The organism is Microcoleus sp. AS-A8 (assembly GCA_039962225.1).
Taxonomy (GTDB): Bacteria; Cyanobacteriota; Cyanobacteriia; order Cyanobacteriales; family Coleofasciculaceae; genus Allocoleopsis.
In genome coordinates this window covers 156160-172923 of sequence record JAMPKV010000014.1, presented here as the reverse complement: position 1 = coordinate 172923, position 16764 = coordinate 156160, and the positions used below count along the sequence as shown (strand labels likewise).

At 47.5% G+C, this 16764-nt stretch carries 14 protein-coding genes, 1 pseudogene and 1 riboswitch; of the genes and pseudogenes, 8 read left to right on the top strand and 7 right to left on the bottom strand.

Annotation, left to right across the window (positions count from 1 at the left end; all coding sequences use genetic code 11):
- Window positions 1–110: 110 nt before the first annotated feature.
- Window positions 111–575, bottom strand: a pseudogene (locus NDI48_22035) (reverse transcriptase N-terminal domain-containing protein).
- 246 nt (window positions 576–821) lie between these two features.
- Between NDI48_22035 and NDI48_22030 the strand changes: the two are divergent.
- Together NDI48_22030 and NDI48_22025 are read left to right on the top strand one after the other, a co-directional pair.
- The gene (locus NDI48_22030; GenBank protein ID MEP0833851.1) at window positions 822–1565 is read left to right on the top strand and encodes a tetratricopeptide repeat protein; all 744 of its coding nucleotides are present in this window, start codon (window positions 822–824) and stop codon (window positions 1563–1565) included.
- Between the two features lie 39 nt (window positions 1566–1604).
- Window positions 1605–4313, top strand: coding sequence for a CHAT domain-containing protein (locus NDI48_22025; protein MEP0833850.1), 2709 nt, complete (start codon window positions 1605–1607; stop codon window positions 4311–4313).
- Here NDI48_22025 and NDI48_22020 read toward each other — a convergent pair.
- The 6 genes from NDI48_22020 to NDI48_21995 all read right to left on the bottom strand — a co-directional run bounded on the left by NDI48_22020 (window position 4303) and on the right by NDI48_21995 (window position 10255).
- On the bottom strand, window positions 4303–4680 hold the full coding sequence (locus tag NDI48_22020; protein MEP0833849.1) for a DUF1636 domain-containing protein: 378 nt from the start codon (window positions 4678–4680) through the stop codon (window positions 4303–4305). The genes NDI48_22025 and NDI48_22020 overlap by 11 nt on opposite strands.
- 4 nt (window positions 4681–4684) lie before the next feature.
- A complete protein-coding gene (locus NDI48_22015; protein ID MEP0833848.1) occupies window positions 4685–5842 on the bottom strand; it encodes a hypothetical protein in 1158 nt (385 codons plus the stop codon).
- Window positions 5843–5880: 38 nt separating this feature from the next.
- Window positions 5881–6081, bottom strand: coding sequence for a CbtB-domain containing protein (locus tag NDI48_22010; GenBank protein MEP0833847.1), 201 nt, complete (start codon window positions 6079–6081; stop codon window positions 5881–5883).
- A gap of 29 nt (window positions 6082–6110) precedes the next feature.
- Window positions 6111–6262, bottom strand: a riboswitch (cobalamin riboswitch).
- A 137-nt stretch (window positions 6263–6399) separates the two neighbouring features.
- Entirely contained in the window at window positions 6400–7053 is a 654-nt protein-coding gene (locus NDI48_22005; protein ID MEP0833846.1) for a fasciclin domain-containing protein, read from the bottom strand.
- Between the two features lie 270 nt (window positions 7054–7323).
- Complete coding sequence (locus NDI48_22000; protein MEP0833845.1) at window positions 7324–9075, bottom strand: ABC transporter ATP-binding protein/permease; 1752 nt, start codon at window positions 9073–9075, stop codon at window positions 7324–7326.
- Window positions 9076–9307: 232 nt separating this feature from the next.
- Window positions 9308–10255: a YdcF family protein gene (locus NDI48_21995; protein ID MEP0833844.1), complete on the bottom strand. Its 948-nt coding sequence runs from the start codon at window positions 10253–10255 to the stop codon at window positions 9308–9310.
- Window positions 10256–10930: 675 nt separating this feature from the next.
- Here NDI48_21995 and galE point away from each other — a divergent pair.
- The 6 genes from galE (at window position 10931) to gmd (ending at window position 16703) form a co-directional block, all read left to right on the top strand.
- The gene (galE, locus tag NDI48_21990) at window positions 10931–11929 is read left to right on the top strand and encodes a UDP-glucose 4-epimerase GalE (GenBank protein MEP0833843.1); all 999 of its coding nucleotides are present in this window, start codon (window positions 10931–10933) and stop codon (window positions 11927–11929) included.
- A gap of 138 nt (window positions 11930–12067) precedes the next feature.
- A complete protein-coding gene (locus NDI48_21985) occupies window positions 12068–12421 on the top strand; it encodes a hypothetical protein (protein ID MEP0833842.1) in 354 nt (117 codons plus the stop codon).
- 192 nt (window positions 12422–12613) lie between these two features.
- Window positions 12614–13057: a hypothetical protein gene (locus NDI48_21980; protein MEP0833841.1), complete on the top strand. Its 444-nt coding sequence runs from the start codon at window positions 12614–12616 to the stop codon at window positions 13055–13057.
- A gap of 183 nt (window positions 13058–13240) precedes the next feature.
- Window positions 13241–14422: a glycosyltransferase gene (locus NDI48_21975; GenBank protein MEP0833840.1), complete on the top strand. Its 1182-nt coding sequence runs from the start codon at window positions 13241–13243 to the stop codon at window positions 14420–14422.
- A gap of 55 nt (window positions 14423–14477) precedes the next feature.
- Window positions 14478–15209, top strand: a complete 732-nt coding sequence (locus tag NDI48_21970) for a sugar transferase (protein MEP0833839.1) — start codon at window positions 14478–14480, stop codon at window positions 15207–15209.
- 414 nt (window positions 15210–15623) lie between these two features.
- Complete coding sequence (gene gmd / locus NDI48_21965; protein MEP0833838.1) at window positions 15624–16703, top strand: GDP-mannose 4,6-dehydratase; 1080 nt, start codon at window positions 15624–15626, stop codon at window positions 16701–16703.
- Window positions 16704–16764: the final 61 nt, after the last annotated feature.

Below are 16764 nucleotides of genomic sequence, written 5' to 3'. Positions count from 1 at the left end.
TAGGATACTTTTCTCTCACCCACATGACTATCAGATTGTCAAGGTTCTTATGTTACTTGCGGGTAATCCTCTACCCATTTCAGGGCTAGTTTCTACCCAACGAATCGCACTCCAGGTCTGAACCCGTATGAGTTGGGTTCAAATCGCGCCTCCCATTCCGGCTCTAGTGCCAGTTTGACAAGCGCTTGCCTTGCTCGGTCTTTCATTGTAGGTATACCCAAAGGTCGCTTCTCTTCCGTTCCAGGTTTGGGAATCCATACTCTCCTAGTTGGGCTGACCTTTGAACCCAGTTTTAGATTATTGACTAGCTTCAAACGTGCTGCTGGGGATAGGGATTTTGCCCCGTCCACTCCCGCCGTTTTCTTGCCAGTGTTATCCTGGGTCACTCTACGAACCGATAATGCTCTTGCTGACCAAGACTTCATCAACGTCTTTTGGAGTCTGCGTAATGCTTTTACATCGCCACGAATTGAGGCTCGCTAAATTCTCTTTTGGAGCTTATAAACCTTGCGTTCTAGCTTTCTCCAGTTCACTTGGTTCCATTCCACCGTAGTCTTTAAACTCGTTTTAGACATCCCCGCTTCAGGCGTTGATGGCTAGTCTCGAACCTGGGGGAAGTGCTTTCACCGCTGCACCTGCGGGGTAGGATTTGAGGTTTCTAGGATACTGACTCTCACCTACATGGTCATTCAGTTGTCAAGGTTCTATATCCTTGCGGCTAATCCCCCTAATCTTTATTTGCCTTGGTTTCTAGCCAACGATTCGCACCTCCGTTCCTCCGTTCCCCCGCTACCCCTCCCTCAGCGATAGCAGGGAGGGGATTGCCGCGAAGTGTTCAAGAACTGCTAAGTTGCCCTAGTGGAGAGGAATCTGATATTTTGCAGCGTCACTCAAACCTCGTGGATGAGGGATTGGTGTGGGTGATGGTGCAGGTAGCGGAGAGAATGGCAGAGGCGGGCAATCCAAATGCTTATTGTTTGCGACGTTTCACCGCACAGTTGGCTCAATTAATAGGGAACTGGAAGCAGCTATACCAAAGAGCGACTCAACTTTATCATCAGGGTCAGTATAGTCAAGCGGTAATTGTTGCTGAGCAAGCATTAGCGTTAGCGCGACAACTCTGGGAGGACGAACATCTTAATACGGTTGCTAGCCTCAACAATTTAGCATTACTCTACCACTTACAGGGATGCTTAGCTGCCGCAGAATCTCTATATAAGGCGGCTTTTGTGATGATAAAACGCCTGTTTCCCACTGACCATCCTGATGTTGCACAAAGCCTCAACAATTTAGCAGGACTCTATCAATCCCAAGGATGCTTAGCTGTAGCCGAACCCCTGTGTGAGGAAGCTTTGGCAATGAACAAACGCCTGTTTCCTACTGACCATCCCAATGTGGCACAAAGCCTTAACAATCTAGCAGCGCTCTATCGCTTACAGGGGCGCTTATCAGCAGCCAAACCCCTGTTAGAAGAAGTGTTGGCAATGAACAAACGTCTGTTTCCCCAAGACCATCCCCGTATTGCCACCAGTCTCAACAATTTAGCAGGACTCTACCACTTATAGGGATGCCTTGATGCCGCTGAACCCCTGTATAAGGAAGCTTTGGTCATGAGGAAACGCCTGTTTCCAGTAGATCATCCCGATGTGGCACAAAGCCTCAACAATTTAGCAGGACTCTACCAATCCCAAGGATGCCTCGATGTAGCTGAACCGTTATTAGAGGAAGCCTTGGTGATGAGGAAGCGCTTGTTTCCACCAGACCATCCCAATGTGGCACACAGCCTCAATAATTTAGCAGAACTCTACCGCACACAGAGACGCTTCGATGTAGCTGAATCTCTATTAGAGGAAGCTTTGGCAATGAGCAAACGCCTATTTCCCACTGACCATGCTCTCGTCGTCACTAGCCTTAACAATCTAGCAGCACTCTACCAATCTCAGCAATGTTGGGATGCAGCCGAACCCCTGTTAGAAGAACCCTTGGTAATGAGCAAACGCTTATTTCCCGCTGACCATTCCCAAATTTCCGCAATTCTCAACAATTTAGCAGGATTATTAGCTTCTACAGCTCGCTATTCTGAAGCGTTAGAACTGATCAAAGAGGCAGCAGCAATTGAGAACCGTCTGATTAGCCAAGCCTTTGGTGCGAGTTCGGAACGCGATCGCCTCGCCTATCTCCAGAAATTCAGAGGTAATTTTCAAGGATTTCTCTCTCTAGTCTCCAAACACCTCCACCACTCCCTTGAAGCCAAACAAGCGGCACTAGATTTAGTGCTGCAACGCAAAGCCTTAACTGCCGCCGCCTTAGCCGCACTGCACCAAGCAATCTACAGTGGACGCTATCCCCACCTAACGGAAGAGTTAAAGACACTGCGAGAATTGAGCGACCAGATTACCCACTTTACCTTTACTCAACCCCAACCCGATCGCATCCCACAACTGCAAGCCGAACATGACAAATTGCAGAAAAAACTCGCCTCCCAAGTACCAGAAATCCAGCTCCAAGAGCAACCCGTTGACTGCCGTTCCGTTGCCTTAAAACTGCCAGAAGGCAGCACCTTAATCGAGTTCGTCTGCTTTAAAGTCGTTGATTTCCACGCCGCTAGTGAGGAATCAAAATGGCAACCCGCCCGTTACCTAGCGTTTATCTTACCCGCAGGGCAGCCAGACCAGGTGCAGATGATTGACTTGGGAGAGGCAGAACCCATCGACCAACTGATTCAGGACTTTCGCCACTATGCATCTGACGGTTATCTGGCAGTGCATTCGCTGGATATGGGAGGAGATTATGATGAACCTGAAGACTTGAGACAGCTTCCCGCAGAGGCGATCAAACTGCGTGAAGCGATATTTAAGCCGCTTTGCCCTTACCTACAAAAACACCAGCACCTATTTATTGCTCCTGATGGGAATTTGAACCTGCTGCCATTTCAGATTCTCCCCACTGATGAGACGGGCGAACAACTGCTGATGGACGAGTACCGCATCAGTTACCTCAGTGTCGGGCGAGATATTCTACGTTCTCAGGTTCAGACTCAGCGCCCTGCTTCTCAGCCTTTAGTGATTGCTGACCCAGATTTTAACCTGGCATTAGAAGACCTAGCCCCCCTAGCCCCCCAACTTTGGGGGGAACCGGAATCTCAAAGTCCCCCAGAATTGGGGGATTTAGGGGGCGAGACAGACTTGTGTATACACGGTAGCCTTGCAGGAGAGGGGTTGGGGGAGAGGTCAAAGCTGGGTGTACTAGGAACACAAGCCGCAGAATTACTGCAAACTTTGGCAGGTTCGGCTTTTGAACGTGCAGAAGGAACTCGCCTTTTGGGTGAAGGGGTTGCCAAGCTGTTGGGGGTATCGTCTTACTTGGATAAGGAAGCCTTAGCATCTCGCTTGACTGGTTGCGAGTCTCCTGAAATCCTGCTGATTGCCACTCATGGCTTATTCTCTAGAGAAGTACAACTGCAAGACTATTGGAAATTAACCCTAGCGCTGCTGACTTGCCCCAGTGGACAGGAAGCAGAACTGTTGCAGAAGAACCGGAAGCTGCTGGATAAGACATTGTTGGAGGAGATGGAAAAGGTAGCAGCGATACTTGCAGAAGACGGAAATCAGAATGCTGCTGACTGGTTGAGAAATTTCGCCCCGCAAGTCGCTGCAATCATTGACGAATCCACCCAACAAACCTCAATCCAAAACCCCCCTAACCTCCTCACTGAAGCTCCGGCTTATCAAGGGGGGAACTCTAAGATGCCACATCCAGAAGACCCAATGTTGCGTTCAGCACTTGCCTTCGCTGGCGCTAACGCTTGGCTACAGGGTAAAACTCTGCCAAACGAAGCAGGCAAAGGCTTAGTCTTCGCCCAAGACGTAGCCGCACTCGACCTCTGGGCAACTGAACTCGCCGTCCTCTCTGCCTGCAATACGGCAATGGGCGACATCAAAATTGGCGAAGGCGTCTTTGGCTTGCGTCGCGCCTTTGCCGTCGCTGGAGCAAAAACCCTCGTGATGAGCTTGTGGTCAGTTCCCGATCGCGCAACTGCCCTATTGATGGAGCATTTATTCACCAACCTAAGACAAGGTTTAGGTCGTGCCGATGCCTTACAAGACGCCCAAAATTACATCCGCACCATCACCCTCAAAGAATTGCAGCAATCTTCACTTGGTGTTGCCGTGCTGGAAGAACTAAAAGACCTATTACCACAAGATTGGAATTTTTGTCAATATTATAGACCCCTTGAGCATCCTTATTTTTGGGGAGCCTGGGTATGTCAGGGAGATACGACAGCTATATCCTCATCACAAATTATGAAATAGGCGGAATCCGAGCAAGAATACCATTTTTCAACGGTTTAGGACGCTCCGCCCACGCCAAATAACCCTGTGGATTCTCAAAATACAGCTTGGCACACTTCAAGATAGCCTCTGCACTTTCTTTAGCAGGTAAGTCGCCAAATAGATAAGTGTACTTACTGGAAGCCACAAACGAAACCGCACAAAAGCGACTGCAAGCACTCATACATTCGACTTCCTGAAGCTTAAATTCATCCCGCAGTTCCCAAACGGAGTGAAGTTCCTGTAACTGTTCTATCAACTCCTGTCCACCGCTTTTTCCTTGCGGCTTTCCTTCGACATAAACAGTTGCACAGGTTTTGCAAACCAATAAAGCATGTTGTGTATTCATTAATTTATTGCCAAACCAAACGACGTCTTAATTGGATTCCAATCACCAAACCCACTACTATAAAACTGGTGAAATAACCTAATACAATTAACCGACTTTGTAGAGGAGGAGCCACTCCTTCTACAAAAATTTCTTTCGCCACTTTCAACGGTGAAAATTGCTGTTGAGCCTGGGCTTTAGGAAAAACTTCTACGGTCACTTTGTGAGGGGCACCATCAAAAAATTGTTGCTCCCAATTGAGTTGACCTTTGCTATCGGTTACTCCTTGGTAAGCAAAAGCAACCCATTCCCCCTCAATTGAAGTAGCTTTGATGTTCAAATTTGCATCAGTTACGGGTTGTCCTGTTTGAGTATCGCTGACTTGAACCGCTAAGTTAGCCAATTGACCAACTTTTGCCTCAATATCCCCTGATATTCGGGCTTCGATACCCTGAGACTGGAGAATAGCTGGCTCTTCCGACTTTGGAGAATGATTCTTGTGATGACCTGTATGAGACTCGGCAAGTTCAGCGGTGATATTAATGAATACCAAAGAGATCATCGCAACAATTATTGCCCCACTCAATAAGAGTCTTATTCGTTGCGGTGCAATTTCTCCCTCTTGAATTTCTTGTTGTCCTCCTAACACCAACCCACCCCCAATCCCAACGGTCAATAAAACTAAGACTAAAATCCCAAAATTGCGATATTTAATCCAATTTTCGGGAACAGATAATGTTAGTGTTTGCTGAAATGGAGTAAAAGCCTTCTCAACAATTGGGCTAACTTTTACTAGTAGTTGATACTGACCTCGAATCGGTAATATTTGCTGAATTTGCAATTCTCCCTTGGGAGCAACTGCCTCAATATTGAGTAACTGCGTTCCCTCTACAATTGGGAAATCGGTGGGAAACCAAGGACTTTTAGGGGGAGTGAGAATTTGTAACCGAATTTTGGCATTATCTAAAGATTGTCCGACTGCATCTACGGCTTGCAGCGTTAATCGCACCGGAGACGGCGTTACAGTTGCCTCTGCTTCAAAGGGTAAGATTTGGCTAATGGGTGGCTCTGCGCTCAAGCGAATAGAGGGTTGTGGAGTCTGGGAAGATACCATCAACCCGTAGAAAACCACACCCATCAGACAAACTAGGCTGATGAGAGCAGCCATCTTAGATTTTGACATGCTAATTTTGAACTCCTGCGATCTCCAGGCTTGGAGGATTAGTGACAACCCACCATCAACGTGTGGTGACGTAGAGAATGCATCTGGTTATGAGCCGCAGGATAAGTAGAAAAGTAAAGAGTCCAAAGTGTCAGAGCACACAACGAAGTGTAAAGTGTGGCTTGCACCGGCAACGACAACGTGAGACGAACTGTCCGTTGCTTTAGGGAACCAAGAGTACTAATTGAAGACGTTTTCATGTTTGACCTCGATCGTGTAGACCGCACATCTGAGTGATCACTCTATCGGTGGGCATTCTGGCTCTTGAGTTCCCTATCGGTTAACTCAACACAGCTGCGGTACAGCGCCGGATTTGCACCGAACTTTCCCCGTTACCTCTAGTGGCTGACCCCCACTTGAACCGATTAGATTTTGGTACTTTACCACACTCACTGCTCTTGGTGGACAGTTATTTTTCTCACTCAATGATTTACTCAACAGCAAAGTAACCGACTGAAAACCAATTTCTGGCTCCCAATCGGTTACCTGTAAAAGCAAAGATTGCTTTTGTCTTGCTTCTACCTAGCAGAGCTACCGCTCGTGGTTGACGGCTTCTCCTCAATAGGCGGCATAATTACCTTATTAATGACATGAATGACGCCATTGCTAGCTTGAATGTCCGCTTTAACCACTGTGGCATCATTAACCATGACGCCATTCGAGGACACCTTCACTTCCACAGCAGCACCTTCGAGAGTTTCAGCTTCGCCTGATGTCAATGTTTTAGAAGTGTTCTCACCTGGAACCACATGGTAAGTGAGAATTTTAACTAATGCGGCTCGGTTCTGTGGCTTTAACAGCTCCTCAACTGTACCTTCGGGTAGCGCCGCAAACGCTTCATCCGTTGGTGCAAAAATTGTGAAAGGGCCTTCGGAGGCTAAGGCTTTATCTAAACCTGCTGCTTTTAACGCGGCGGTTAAGGTTTTGAAGGAGCCATTAGCAGCAGCTACCTCAACAACGTTGCCGCTTGCCTTTGTCGATGTTCTGGCTGGGGAGGCAGATGGAGTCATCGGCTTAGGTTGGACTTGAGGCTGAGTCCTCATCGTGGGAGGTTGAGTCTGCATGATGCTTGTTGGCATGTTGTTCTGCGCTAACACCGGAAGCGTCACTAGAACACCAGCTGCTCCTGCGATCGCTGCAAACTTCTTAACCGTCTTGGTAAGTTTATCCATCTTTACCGAAGTCTCTTGTTAAGAGATATTAAGATTTATCACGCATACTCTAATTTTACTAAGAAGTTTAAAGCATCTATCTTTTGGAGGAATTGGGCACAAGAAAAAATCTGACGTTTGAAATAAAAGCGCTCGCACCTCAGTTCTCAGTTTGATTTTTTGGCTGGAATACACCATCTGCGTAGGGGCAGGGCATGTTTTGCCCCTACAGGTAGGGGATAGCTAGTTGCGGAAGTCCTGTATGTTTGAACACAACTTTCTATGAGGTACTCAACGGAGTAATTCTTCTAAATGATGCTGACTCCAAAGCGATCGGTACACACCAGGACTTGCCAAAAGTTCCGTATGGCTGCCACTTTGCACAATTTGACCCCCATCCATGACAAAAATTCGATTAGCCGTAGCGGCTGCCGACAGTTGATGGGAGATAAAGATTACCGTTTTGCGCTGCACACCTTCAGCCAGATTTTCCAGAATTTGGGTAGCGGTTTGGTTATCCACGCTAGAAAGGGCATCATCCAAGATGAGAATCGGTGCATCCATCACCAAGGCTCTAGCTAGAGAGGTACGTTGTCTTTGTCCGCCAGAGAGCGTAATACCCCGTTCTCCAACAATCGTGTCATAGTGCTGAGGGAAATTGAGAATTTCTGTGTGGATTTGGGCTTGCTTAGCCGCGTATTCAACCTCTTGCTGTTCGCTTAAGGGGTTGCCGTAGCGGATGTTATTTTTAATACTGGTGCTGAAGAGGAAGCTGTCTTGGGGAACATAGGCGATCGCACTTCGCAACTCTTGCAATCGCATCCTTGTCAGGTCATATCCATCCAAAAATAGCTGATTATCCTCAATATCCAACAAGCGAGGAATGGCATTCGCTAAGGTGGATTTTCCCGAACCAATGGCTCCTACAATCGCCACCGTTTCACCAGCATTAATCGTAAAACTGATGTCTTTGAGTGCCGGAGTTTTGGCACCGGGATAAGTGTAAGTTAGATGTCGTGCCGTCAACTGACCTTTCACTGGCGTCGGTAGTTGAATCGGTTTAGAATCATCTTTAATCTGGGGTTGAACCGTGAGAATCGACTCAATGCGGTCAATACTCACTTCACCTCGTTGATAGGCTGTAATCGTAAAACCTAAGAGTGCGGTAGGGAAAACTAAACGCTCTGAGTAGAGCAGCAACGCCACAAAATCCCCCACGGTAATCCTACCGGAAGCAATTAACCCAGAACCTAGCCACAGTAATACCAATAAGCTGATATAGGCAAGAGCTTCAATAACAGGAAATAGAATGTTGCGCGTTTTGGCTAAATCGAGATTTGCCCCTAACAGTTGTCCATTCAGGCGTCGGAAAGCGCGACGTTCGTTCGCCTCTTGAGCGTAGATTTTAATCAGGGAGATGCCGCTCATGTCTTCCTGAATCATCTCACTCAGGTTGGAGAGTTCTTCTTGTACCGCCAGTTGTTGATTGCGGAGCTTTTCACTAAAAAGCTGGACAGTGATTAGCATGAGGGGATAAACAGCGATCGCTAACAGAGTCAACCGCAAGCTAATCGACATCATCACCGGTAACGTTAAACCATAAGCGAATACTGTATTCGCCAAACTCAAAACGGCAAATCCCAACAGACGCCGAATATTATCCACATCACTGGTGGCGCGGTTAATTAAATCTCCAGAGGTATTCGTGGAAAAATAAGATGGCTCCAGGATGAGTAGATGCTGAAAAATCTTTTGCTTCAGGTCAAATTCGACCTTACGCCCCACCCCAAATAATAGAATGCGAGACACCATCCGAATCACCCACATTAACGTAGCGAGGAGGATGATGGGCCATACAAACTGCCAGATGCGATCAAAGCCAAAGGCGGAGACGGTGCGAAGTTCGTCAATGCCATCCCTTATGAGCAGAGGGATGTACACACCGAGTCCATTAACAACGAGGAGAGCAATGACACCAAGTGATGCATCTAAAGTGTGAGGGCGCAGGTAAGCCAGTAGTTTTTGCAGCCTGGAGTTAGCCATGTGACAAAGATAACAATTCTTAATCTTAAACGATTGCTGGGTCTGGCTCCCTCGCCCGAAGGGGCGTTACACAACGAGCGGCTACACTCAGGATTGATGTTCTTCCTTAAGATAGAATTTCCGACAATCTGAACCCAACAATCCCACGGAGTAAGTGTGGGATTGTCCAATCTCCAACGCATTGGGAAGTAGAAAGTTTTTCATTCGGCAATAACTTCCTACTTCATCCTTTTCAAGTGGCTGTTGGAGATAGCCAGCCTCGTAACGAGTAGTAGATGGTGGTATAGAATTCCTCAAGAATTCGAGTGCTGACACTGAGAGCATCAACACTGGGAATAAAGGATTGAATCGAAATGTTGCGTGCCTCTCTCGTTCCAGGCTCTGTCGAAACAAAATTCGCTGGTTGAGTCACCACATTAACGCCGACTTGAGAAAAAGCCAGACTAGCGCGGCGGCTATTGATGGCAGAAGTCACCAGGAAAATAGGTCTGTCTTGTATAGCTCGACCTCTCAAGATGCCGTTGACTTGCTCAGCGCTAGTGCGAAGGTCTTGGCTTCTGGATTCCACCACAATCTGACCTTGGGGAACACCAAATTGGTTCAGGACGGTGGCGACATTATTGGCTTCTTGGCCTGCACTGGCAATCACAATAGGTTGGTTACCTGCGGTTACCTGCTCTTGATACAATTGGGCGGCGCGACGGAGGCGGTTGCTGCCCTCATCTGTGAGCTGAATTTGGGTTCTAGGGGGGAGACTGGGTTGTGTCGTTCCTTGCGCCAATACCACAATCGCTCCGGCTGCTGTCCCTGTCGTGGCTGCTCTGGGGAATGAGCCAAGCTCAAGGGGTCGAGCCAGTACAGTGCTGACGAAGGGAATACTGGAAATCAGTAAAATCATCAGAGCTGCAACGATGAGATTTCTGTTCTTGAGTCCCTGGTTTAAAGCAGCAGCGATTAACACAATAGTGGCTCCCACAGGCTTGAGCGGGAATGAGAGAACGCTCCATGCCGTTCTCACCAATGTGTCGTTCGGGAAGAAAAACGCCAGCACGATGATGGCAAACAGCAGAAAACCCCCAAGCAAGGTAAGATACGCTCTGGGGATTACTTTCAGTAGCAAATTGTAGATAATGACTGTGATCAGTAGCCACAGTAGTACCTGCGTAAGTAGTAAGAACATTGTTAAGAACTGCTTCGTTGTTGAGGGTTAGTGGTTGGTTGCTCGTTGTTAATCTCACCAAGGTAATTGGAGAGTAGGGATGAGGGAGAACCGTTGAAAGTTGAAAGTTTGAGCCGACACTACGCTTGAGTACCTGCGGAAGCCAAAAGCTGCTGCACGAGTCGTATAACCCTCAACCCAGTCTCCTGTCTTGACCATTTAAAATAACAACTTACAACTAATAACTGCTAGTACTTTTGTTTCAGTGGTGTTTCATCTGCTTGAACCAAGGTTTAAATCACTATTACACGGGCATTATACTCGCGATTGGCAGTAAGAATGGGCAAAAAACGCGGTTGATGCTATAACAGACGATTGCTCGAAGCAGGGCAACGTCCTAAGGACAGACCTCTTCCTAGAAAACTACCCCAATCATCCTCAAATCAACTGATTCAGGAAAATTTTATTAAGGAAAATTCACCAACCTGTAGAGGCAGGGTATAGCATGAACGTCTGGAGAGGGAAGGTGTCAAAGACATGCTTCCTGGTTTTACATTCGACATTCCGCATTCCTCATTCCACAATCGATAAGGAGCAGGGGACGGTCTACTTCGGTTCAACATTAACGGCTGAAGTTGAAGAACGAACGTCTTTTGTCAAGTTAGGCTATAAAACGAAAAACTGGGAGAGTGTGAGGTGTCGCAAGTCAAACCCACGATTTTAGTGACTGGCGGAGCAGGATATATTGGCTCCCATGCTGTGTTAGCACTTCAGCAAGAAGGCTACCGCGTGATCGTGCTGGATAACTTGGAATATGGGCATCGAGAGTTTGTGGAAGATATCTTACAGGTGGAGTTGGTGGTCGGTGACATCCGCGATCGCACAACCTTAGAGCGGCTATTTGCTAATCACGAGATTGCGGCTGTTGTCCACTTCGCGGCTTATATCGCGGTAGGCGAGTCGGTTACAGACCCTGCCCAATATTACCGCAACAATGTGTCCGGTACGCTGACGCTTCTGGAAGCGATGGTAGCGGCAGGAGTCAAGAAATTGGTGTTTCCTTCGACCTGTGCCATCTACGGGATGCCCAAGCAAGTACCGATGAGTGAAGACCATCCCAAACAGCCAATGAGTCCCTATGCCACGACCAAGTGGATGGTAGAGCAAATGCTGGCTGATTTTGATCGGGCTTACGATCTACGTTCAGTGGTGTTTCGCTTCTTCAACGCTGCCGGAGCCAACCCAGAGGGGTTAATGGGTGAAGACCATCGCCCAGAAACTCATCTAATTCCACTCGTACTCCTAACGGCTTTGGGGAAACGCGAGTCTATTTCCATTTGGGGTACAGATTACCCAACACCGGACGGCACCTGCCTTCGGGACTATATTCACGTCAGCGACTTGGCAACAGCTCACATATTGGGGCTGGAGTATCTGTTGCAAGGTGGTAAGAGTGAGGCGTTTAATTTAGGTAATGGCAACGGTTTTTCGGTGCGGCAGGTGATTGAAACAGCGCGTCTGGTGACAGGTCGGGAAATCAACGTAGTCGAGTGCGATCGCCGCAGTGGCGATCCCTCAATTTTAGTTGGGAGTAGTGACAAAGCTCAAAAAATTCTGGGTTGGTCTCCCCAATACACTGACCTCAGTAAAATTATCGGCGATGCTTGGCAGTGGCATCAAAGGCGTCATCAATAAAACCTGTTCAGAAGCCCCTAACCTGGGAAAGTTGGCGCTATACTGATCGACTTGATTTCCAAGCCACAAGCAAACAACCGCCCCCCTAACGTATTCAGGGACTGTTTAACTACTTTGTTGTTGGATTAAAAACTGCTGGTGAATAGACACATCCAGACTGGAAAGGCGCAAAGCAACTCAACTCCTGTAAGCAAGGAGTCTCTTGGATTGGAAGCCCGAATCAGTCGCTTGGAGGCAATTGTGGGACAAATTGGAGAGGCAGTTCTCGCAACCACTGAAACCATTGACTGTCTTACTGAACGGGTGGATGCCCTAGCGACTCAAGTGCAACACCAAGGGCAACAAATTCAACAACAGGGTTACCAGATCTTTGCCGTCAGCGATGCGGTGCAAACGTTGGCTCAAGCTCAAAGTGATTCTTTAGAGCAGTTAGGGCAACTCACAGAAACTCTGCGACGCCTTGCGGCTGCCATCGAAGGGGTGGATCACTGAGGGGGAGTGGAGCCAGAGATCATACGAGGATGGGATAAATTTTCTACTTATATCCTGACATAAACAACACACCGCCCCTCTCTCCCCATTTCCCCATCCCCACTTCTGTTCAGACATCCCGGTAGACTTTCAAGCACTAGGAAAAATGTGCTAGGACAACGAGAACGCTCATAACTCATTAGGAGAACATTAATGCAATTTTCGAGGCGATACTTCGTCCTTCTTCCTCTGACTGCGGCCCTTAGCGTATTAATGGTTAGTTGTAGCCAGAGTAAAGTCTCTCAATGTAACAAAATTATCAAGGTTGCCAACCAAGCCGCTGACGAAGCTAAAGCTATCACCAATGGCGGTAAGGAAAGCGACCCTAAAGCGATGCTTAAGGCCGCCGATGCCCTGGAAAAAGCATCTCAAGACATGCAATCGATTAAGGTCAGCGATGACAAGCTTCGAGACTATCAAGGGCGTTTTTATGTCATGTATCGCGATACCAGCAAATCCACCCGCGATTTCATAACCGCCTTTCAGAAGAAAGACCGCTCAGCGGCTGAAGCCGCCGTAGTCAAATTGCAGAAAGCCACCGCCCTAGAAACACCCCTCGTTCAGGAAATTAATAAGTACTGCCAGCCTAAAAAATAGCCTACATTCCAACCCATTTCGCCTGGAATACAAAGCGGCAGGAAGAATACCATCTGTTCGTGTGAAAGTTTGGCATCCCATTCCATCGATAGTCATCCAGAGAGTTTTCCCTCCTCCTCGTCCCCATACCCTGAGTGGCTCACCTTGGGGTAAGCTCTTACTCACAAGAAGCATTCTGGGTAAATGTCCTTGAAATATGCTTTGGTTCATGAGTGGTTGACGCCCCAAGCAACTGGCGGGTCAGAACTGGTCGTTCAAGAAATTCTCCAGCACATTGATGCCGATCTTTATGCCCTGATTGATTTTGAATCTACCAATCCCCAGAGTTATCTGTTTGGGCGTTCGATTGGTACAACTTTCCTGCAACGTTTGCCCTTTGCCCGCAACGGTGTTCAGAAGTATCTGCCGCTGCTGCCCATCGCCATTGAACAGCTAGACTTACGGGAGTATGATGTCATCCTTTCCTCATCTCATGCTGTTGCCAAGGGCATCCTGAGTACACCTCAACAACTGCACATCTGCTACTGTCATACACCCATGCGCTACGCCTGGGATTTAACGTTTGATTACCTCAGGAGTAGTCGGATGGGGCGAGGGCCTCAAGGCTTAATCACACGGTATCTGCTTCATCAATTGCGTCAGTGGGATGCCCTTTCGGCGAACCGGGTGGATTATTTCATTGCCAACTCGGTACATACAGCACGCCGCATCTGGCGCTGCTATCGGCGTCAGGCAACCGTCATTCACCCACCGGTCAATATTGAGCGATTTGCGTTCCAGACTCAAAAAGAAGATTTTTATCTCACGGTTTCCCGCCTCGTGAGTTATAAGCGAGTCTCATTAATTGTTCAAGCCTTCAATCAACTCGGACTTCCACTTGTCGTGATTGGTACAGGACCGGACTTGGAGGCGATCCGTGAACTGGCACAACCGAATGTACAAGTGCTGGGATTTCAGCCAGACTCTGTGGTTGAGCAGTATATGACCCGCGCCAAAGCCTTTGTATACGCGGCTTGTGAAGATTTTGGCATTGCCCTAGTGGAAGCTCAAGCTTGTGGAACGCCTGTGATTGCTTATGGTGCTGGGGGGGCATTAGAGACGGTTCGAGATATTCGGCAACATCCAGACAGCGGAACGGGTCTATTTTTTCAACCCCAAAGTGCGGACGCCTTGATCGAAGCCGTGAATAGTTTTGAGAGGTCAAAAGACTTGTTCAGTCCCGAACAGGGTCGATTAAACGCAGCTGGCTTTGCTCCAAAAATTTTTGGCGATCGCTACTTGGCTTTTCTGGAACACTGCAAAGAGGACTACAAATCTCAATTCTCCCCTGAGAAATTCAAGTTTCCTCCAGCGTATTCGCCGTAGCCAGCCTCTTGTGGCTTTATGATCTTGACTGTGTGGTGTGAAGTGAAGGAGTAAGATGACTGCCGAAAGCCAACTTATCTCCGTCAAGATGTTGCGAACGTTCGTGAAGCGAGGAATTCAGCCACTCGCGTCGCGCAGCAGACCCAGAGGTCTTTCTCAACATCGCTTAAACGGAGATTTCGCCAAGCGGCTGTTTGATGTTATGTTTTCGCTATCTGTTCTGATTTCATTTTTGCCGATTTACTTGGTACTTGCCCTACTGATTGCCATCAGCTCACCGGGACCTATTTTTTATGTCCAGGAACGCGTTGGTAGAAACTACCAGTCTTTTGGCTGCCTCAAATTCAGAACGATGGTGGCAAATGCTGACGAACTATTGACCGATTTGATGGAAACATCACCTCATTTGCGTGAGGAATTTGAGGATAATTTCAAACTCAAGAAAGACCCTCGAATTACATGCATTGGTAAGTTTTTGCGACTTACTAGTCTTGATGAATTTCCTCAGTTTTGGAACGTTTTGAAGGGAGATATGAGTGTGGTGGGACCCCGACCCTTAGTGCCGGAAGAACTACCTAAATACGGGCGTCATATGGACAAAGTTTTGACGATTAGGCCGGGAATTACTGGTTTATGGCAAGTTTCTGGACGTAATGATATCCCTTATCCCCTTCGGGTTCAAATGGATGTCTATTATGTCAATTTCCGAAATTTTTGGCTAGATTTATGGCTGATTTTCAAGACGCTTGGTGTGATTATTTTCCCTAAAAATAATGGGGCTTACTGAAGGAGAAATTTGGAAATTCTAGAAATCTTTTTTTGCCTATTACGAGAGTTGAGTTGGCAGTAAATCTGTCTTCATTATTCTCTACAACGGTAAGAATGTCACGGGCTAGTTAATGCTTTGGTAGTGTCTCACGAAAGCGTTATTAATATAACTTTGTTAGCGCTTGCTCTCTTCGCTCTCGAAGGGAGCCGAGACGCTAGGATAGCTCCCACAGCAGAGCAGAAATCCTGCATAACGATCAAAGCTTTAGCCTGATCTCACTCCAGTTAACCCACTACCTGCTTAGCCATGGGTCAATATTCTAGGTTAACTTAAGGATGATTCGTTTACCTTCCAACACTGCCGTTGCGAGGTGAGCTTTATTGGCACTTTAGCCGCAGTGAGAGTTCTTATTTATTACAGGAAGATTCAAGGATGACGCAACGTAAGCGAGCGCTAATCACGGGTATTACGGGTCAAGATGGCTCCTATTTGAGTGAATTGTTACTGGACAAAGACTATGAGGTTCATGGAATTATTCGGCGAACTTCGACTTTTAATACCGATCGCATCGATCACATTTATGTAGACCCTCACAATGAAAACGCTCGGTTATTCCTCCACTACGGGGACTTAACCGATGGCGTAACCATGCGCCGGATTTTAGAAGAAGTCAAACCAGTAGAGATTTACAACTTAGGTGCACAATCCCATGTACGGGTGAGTTTTGATTCACCGGAATACACAGTTGATTCTGTGGCAATGGGGACGCTACGTCTTTTGGAGGCCATTCGAGATTATCGCAACCGCACAGGTATTGATGTGCGTTTTTATCAGGCGGGTTCGTCTGAGATGTTTGGTAAGGTACAGGAAGTCCCGCAAAAGGAAACGACGTCTTTTTATCCGCGCAGTCCTTATGCTTGTGCCAAGGTTTATGCCCACTGGCAAACCGTAAACTATCGCGAGTCTTACGGAATATTTGCCTGTAATGGGATACTCTTTAATCACGAATCTCCGCGCCGAGGCGAAACGTTTGTTACGCGAAAAATTACCAGAGCGATCGCTCGGATCGTAGCAGGTAAGCAGCATAAACTCTACCTGGGTAATCTCGATTCCAAGCGAGACTGGGGTTATGCCAAAGACTACGTTCAGGCCATGTGGCTGATGTTGCAGCAAAATGAAGCGGATGATTACGTCGTCGCCACGGGTGAAACTCACTCTATTCGTGAATTTCTGGACATCTCCTTTGGTTATGTCAATCTCAATTGGCAAGACTACGTAGAATTTGACCCCCGTTATTTACGTCCGGCTGAAGTAGATTTACTCATCGGTGACCCCAGCAAGGCAAAACACAAGCTGGGTTGGGAACCTTCTGTGACCTTTGAGGAGTTAGTCGCTTTAATGGTGGAAGCCGATTTGCGAGCTTTGGGGCTAACATCCCAGCATGGCACAGGATCTGCCGATTGGCAGGATAACGCCTATATTCGTCAGAGTGTAGGAAGCATGGTTGATTGAGCGGGTTCGCTAATTTCTGGCAGTTGCTAGATCATCAAATCGTGACTCACAAAGGATGAAG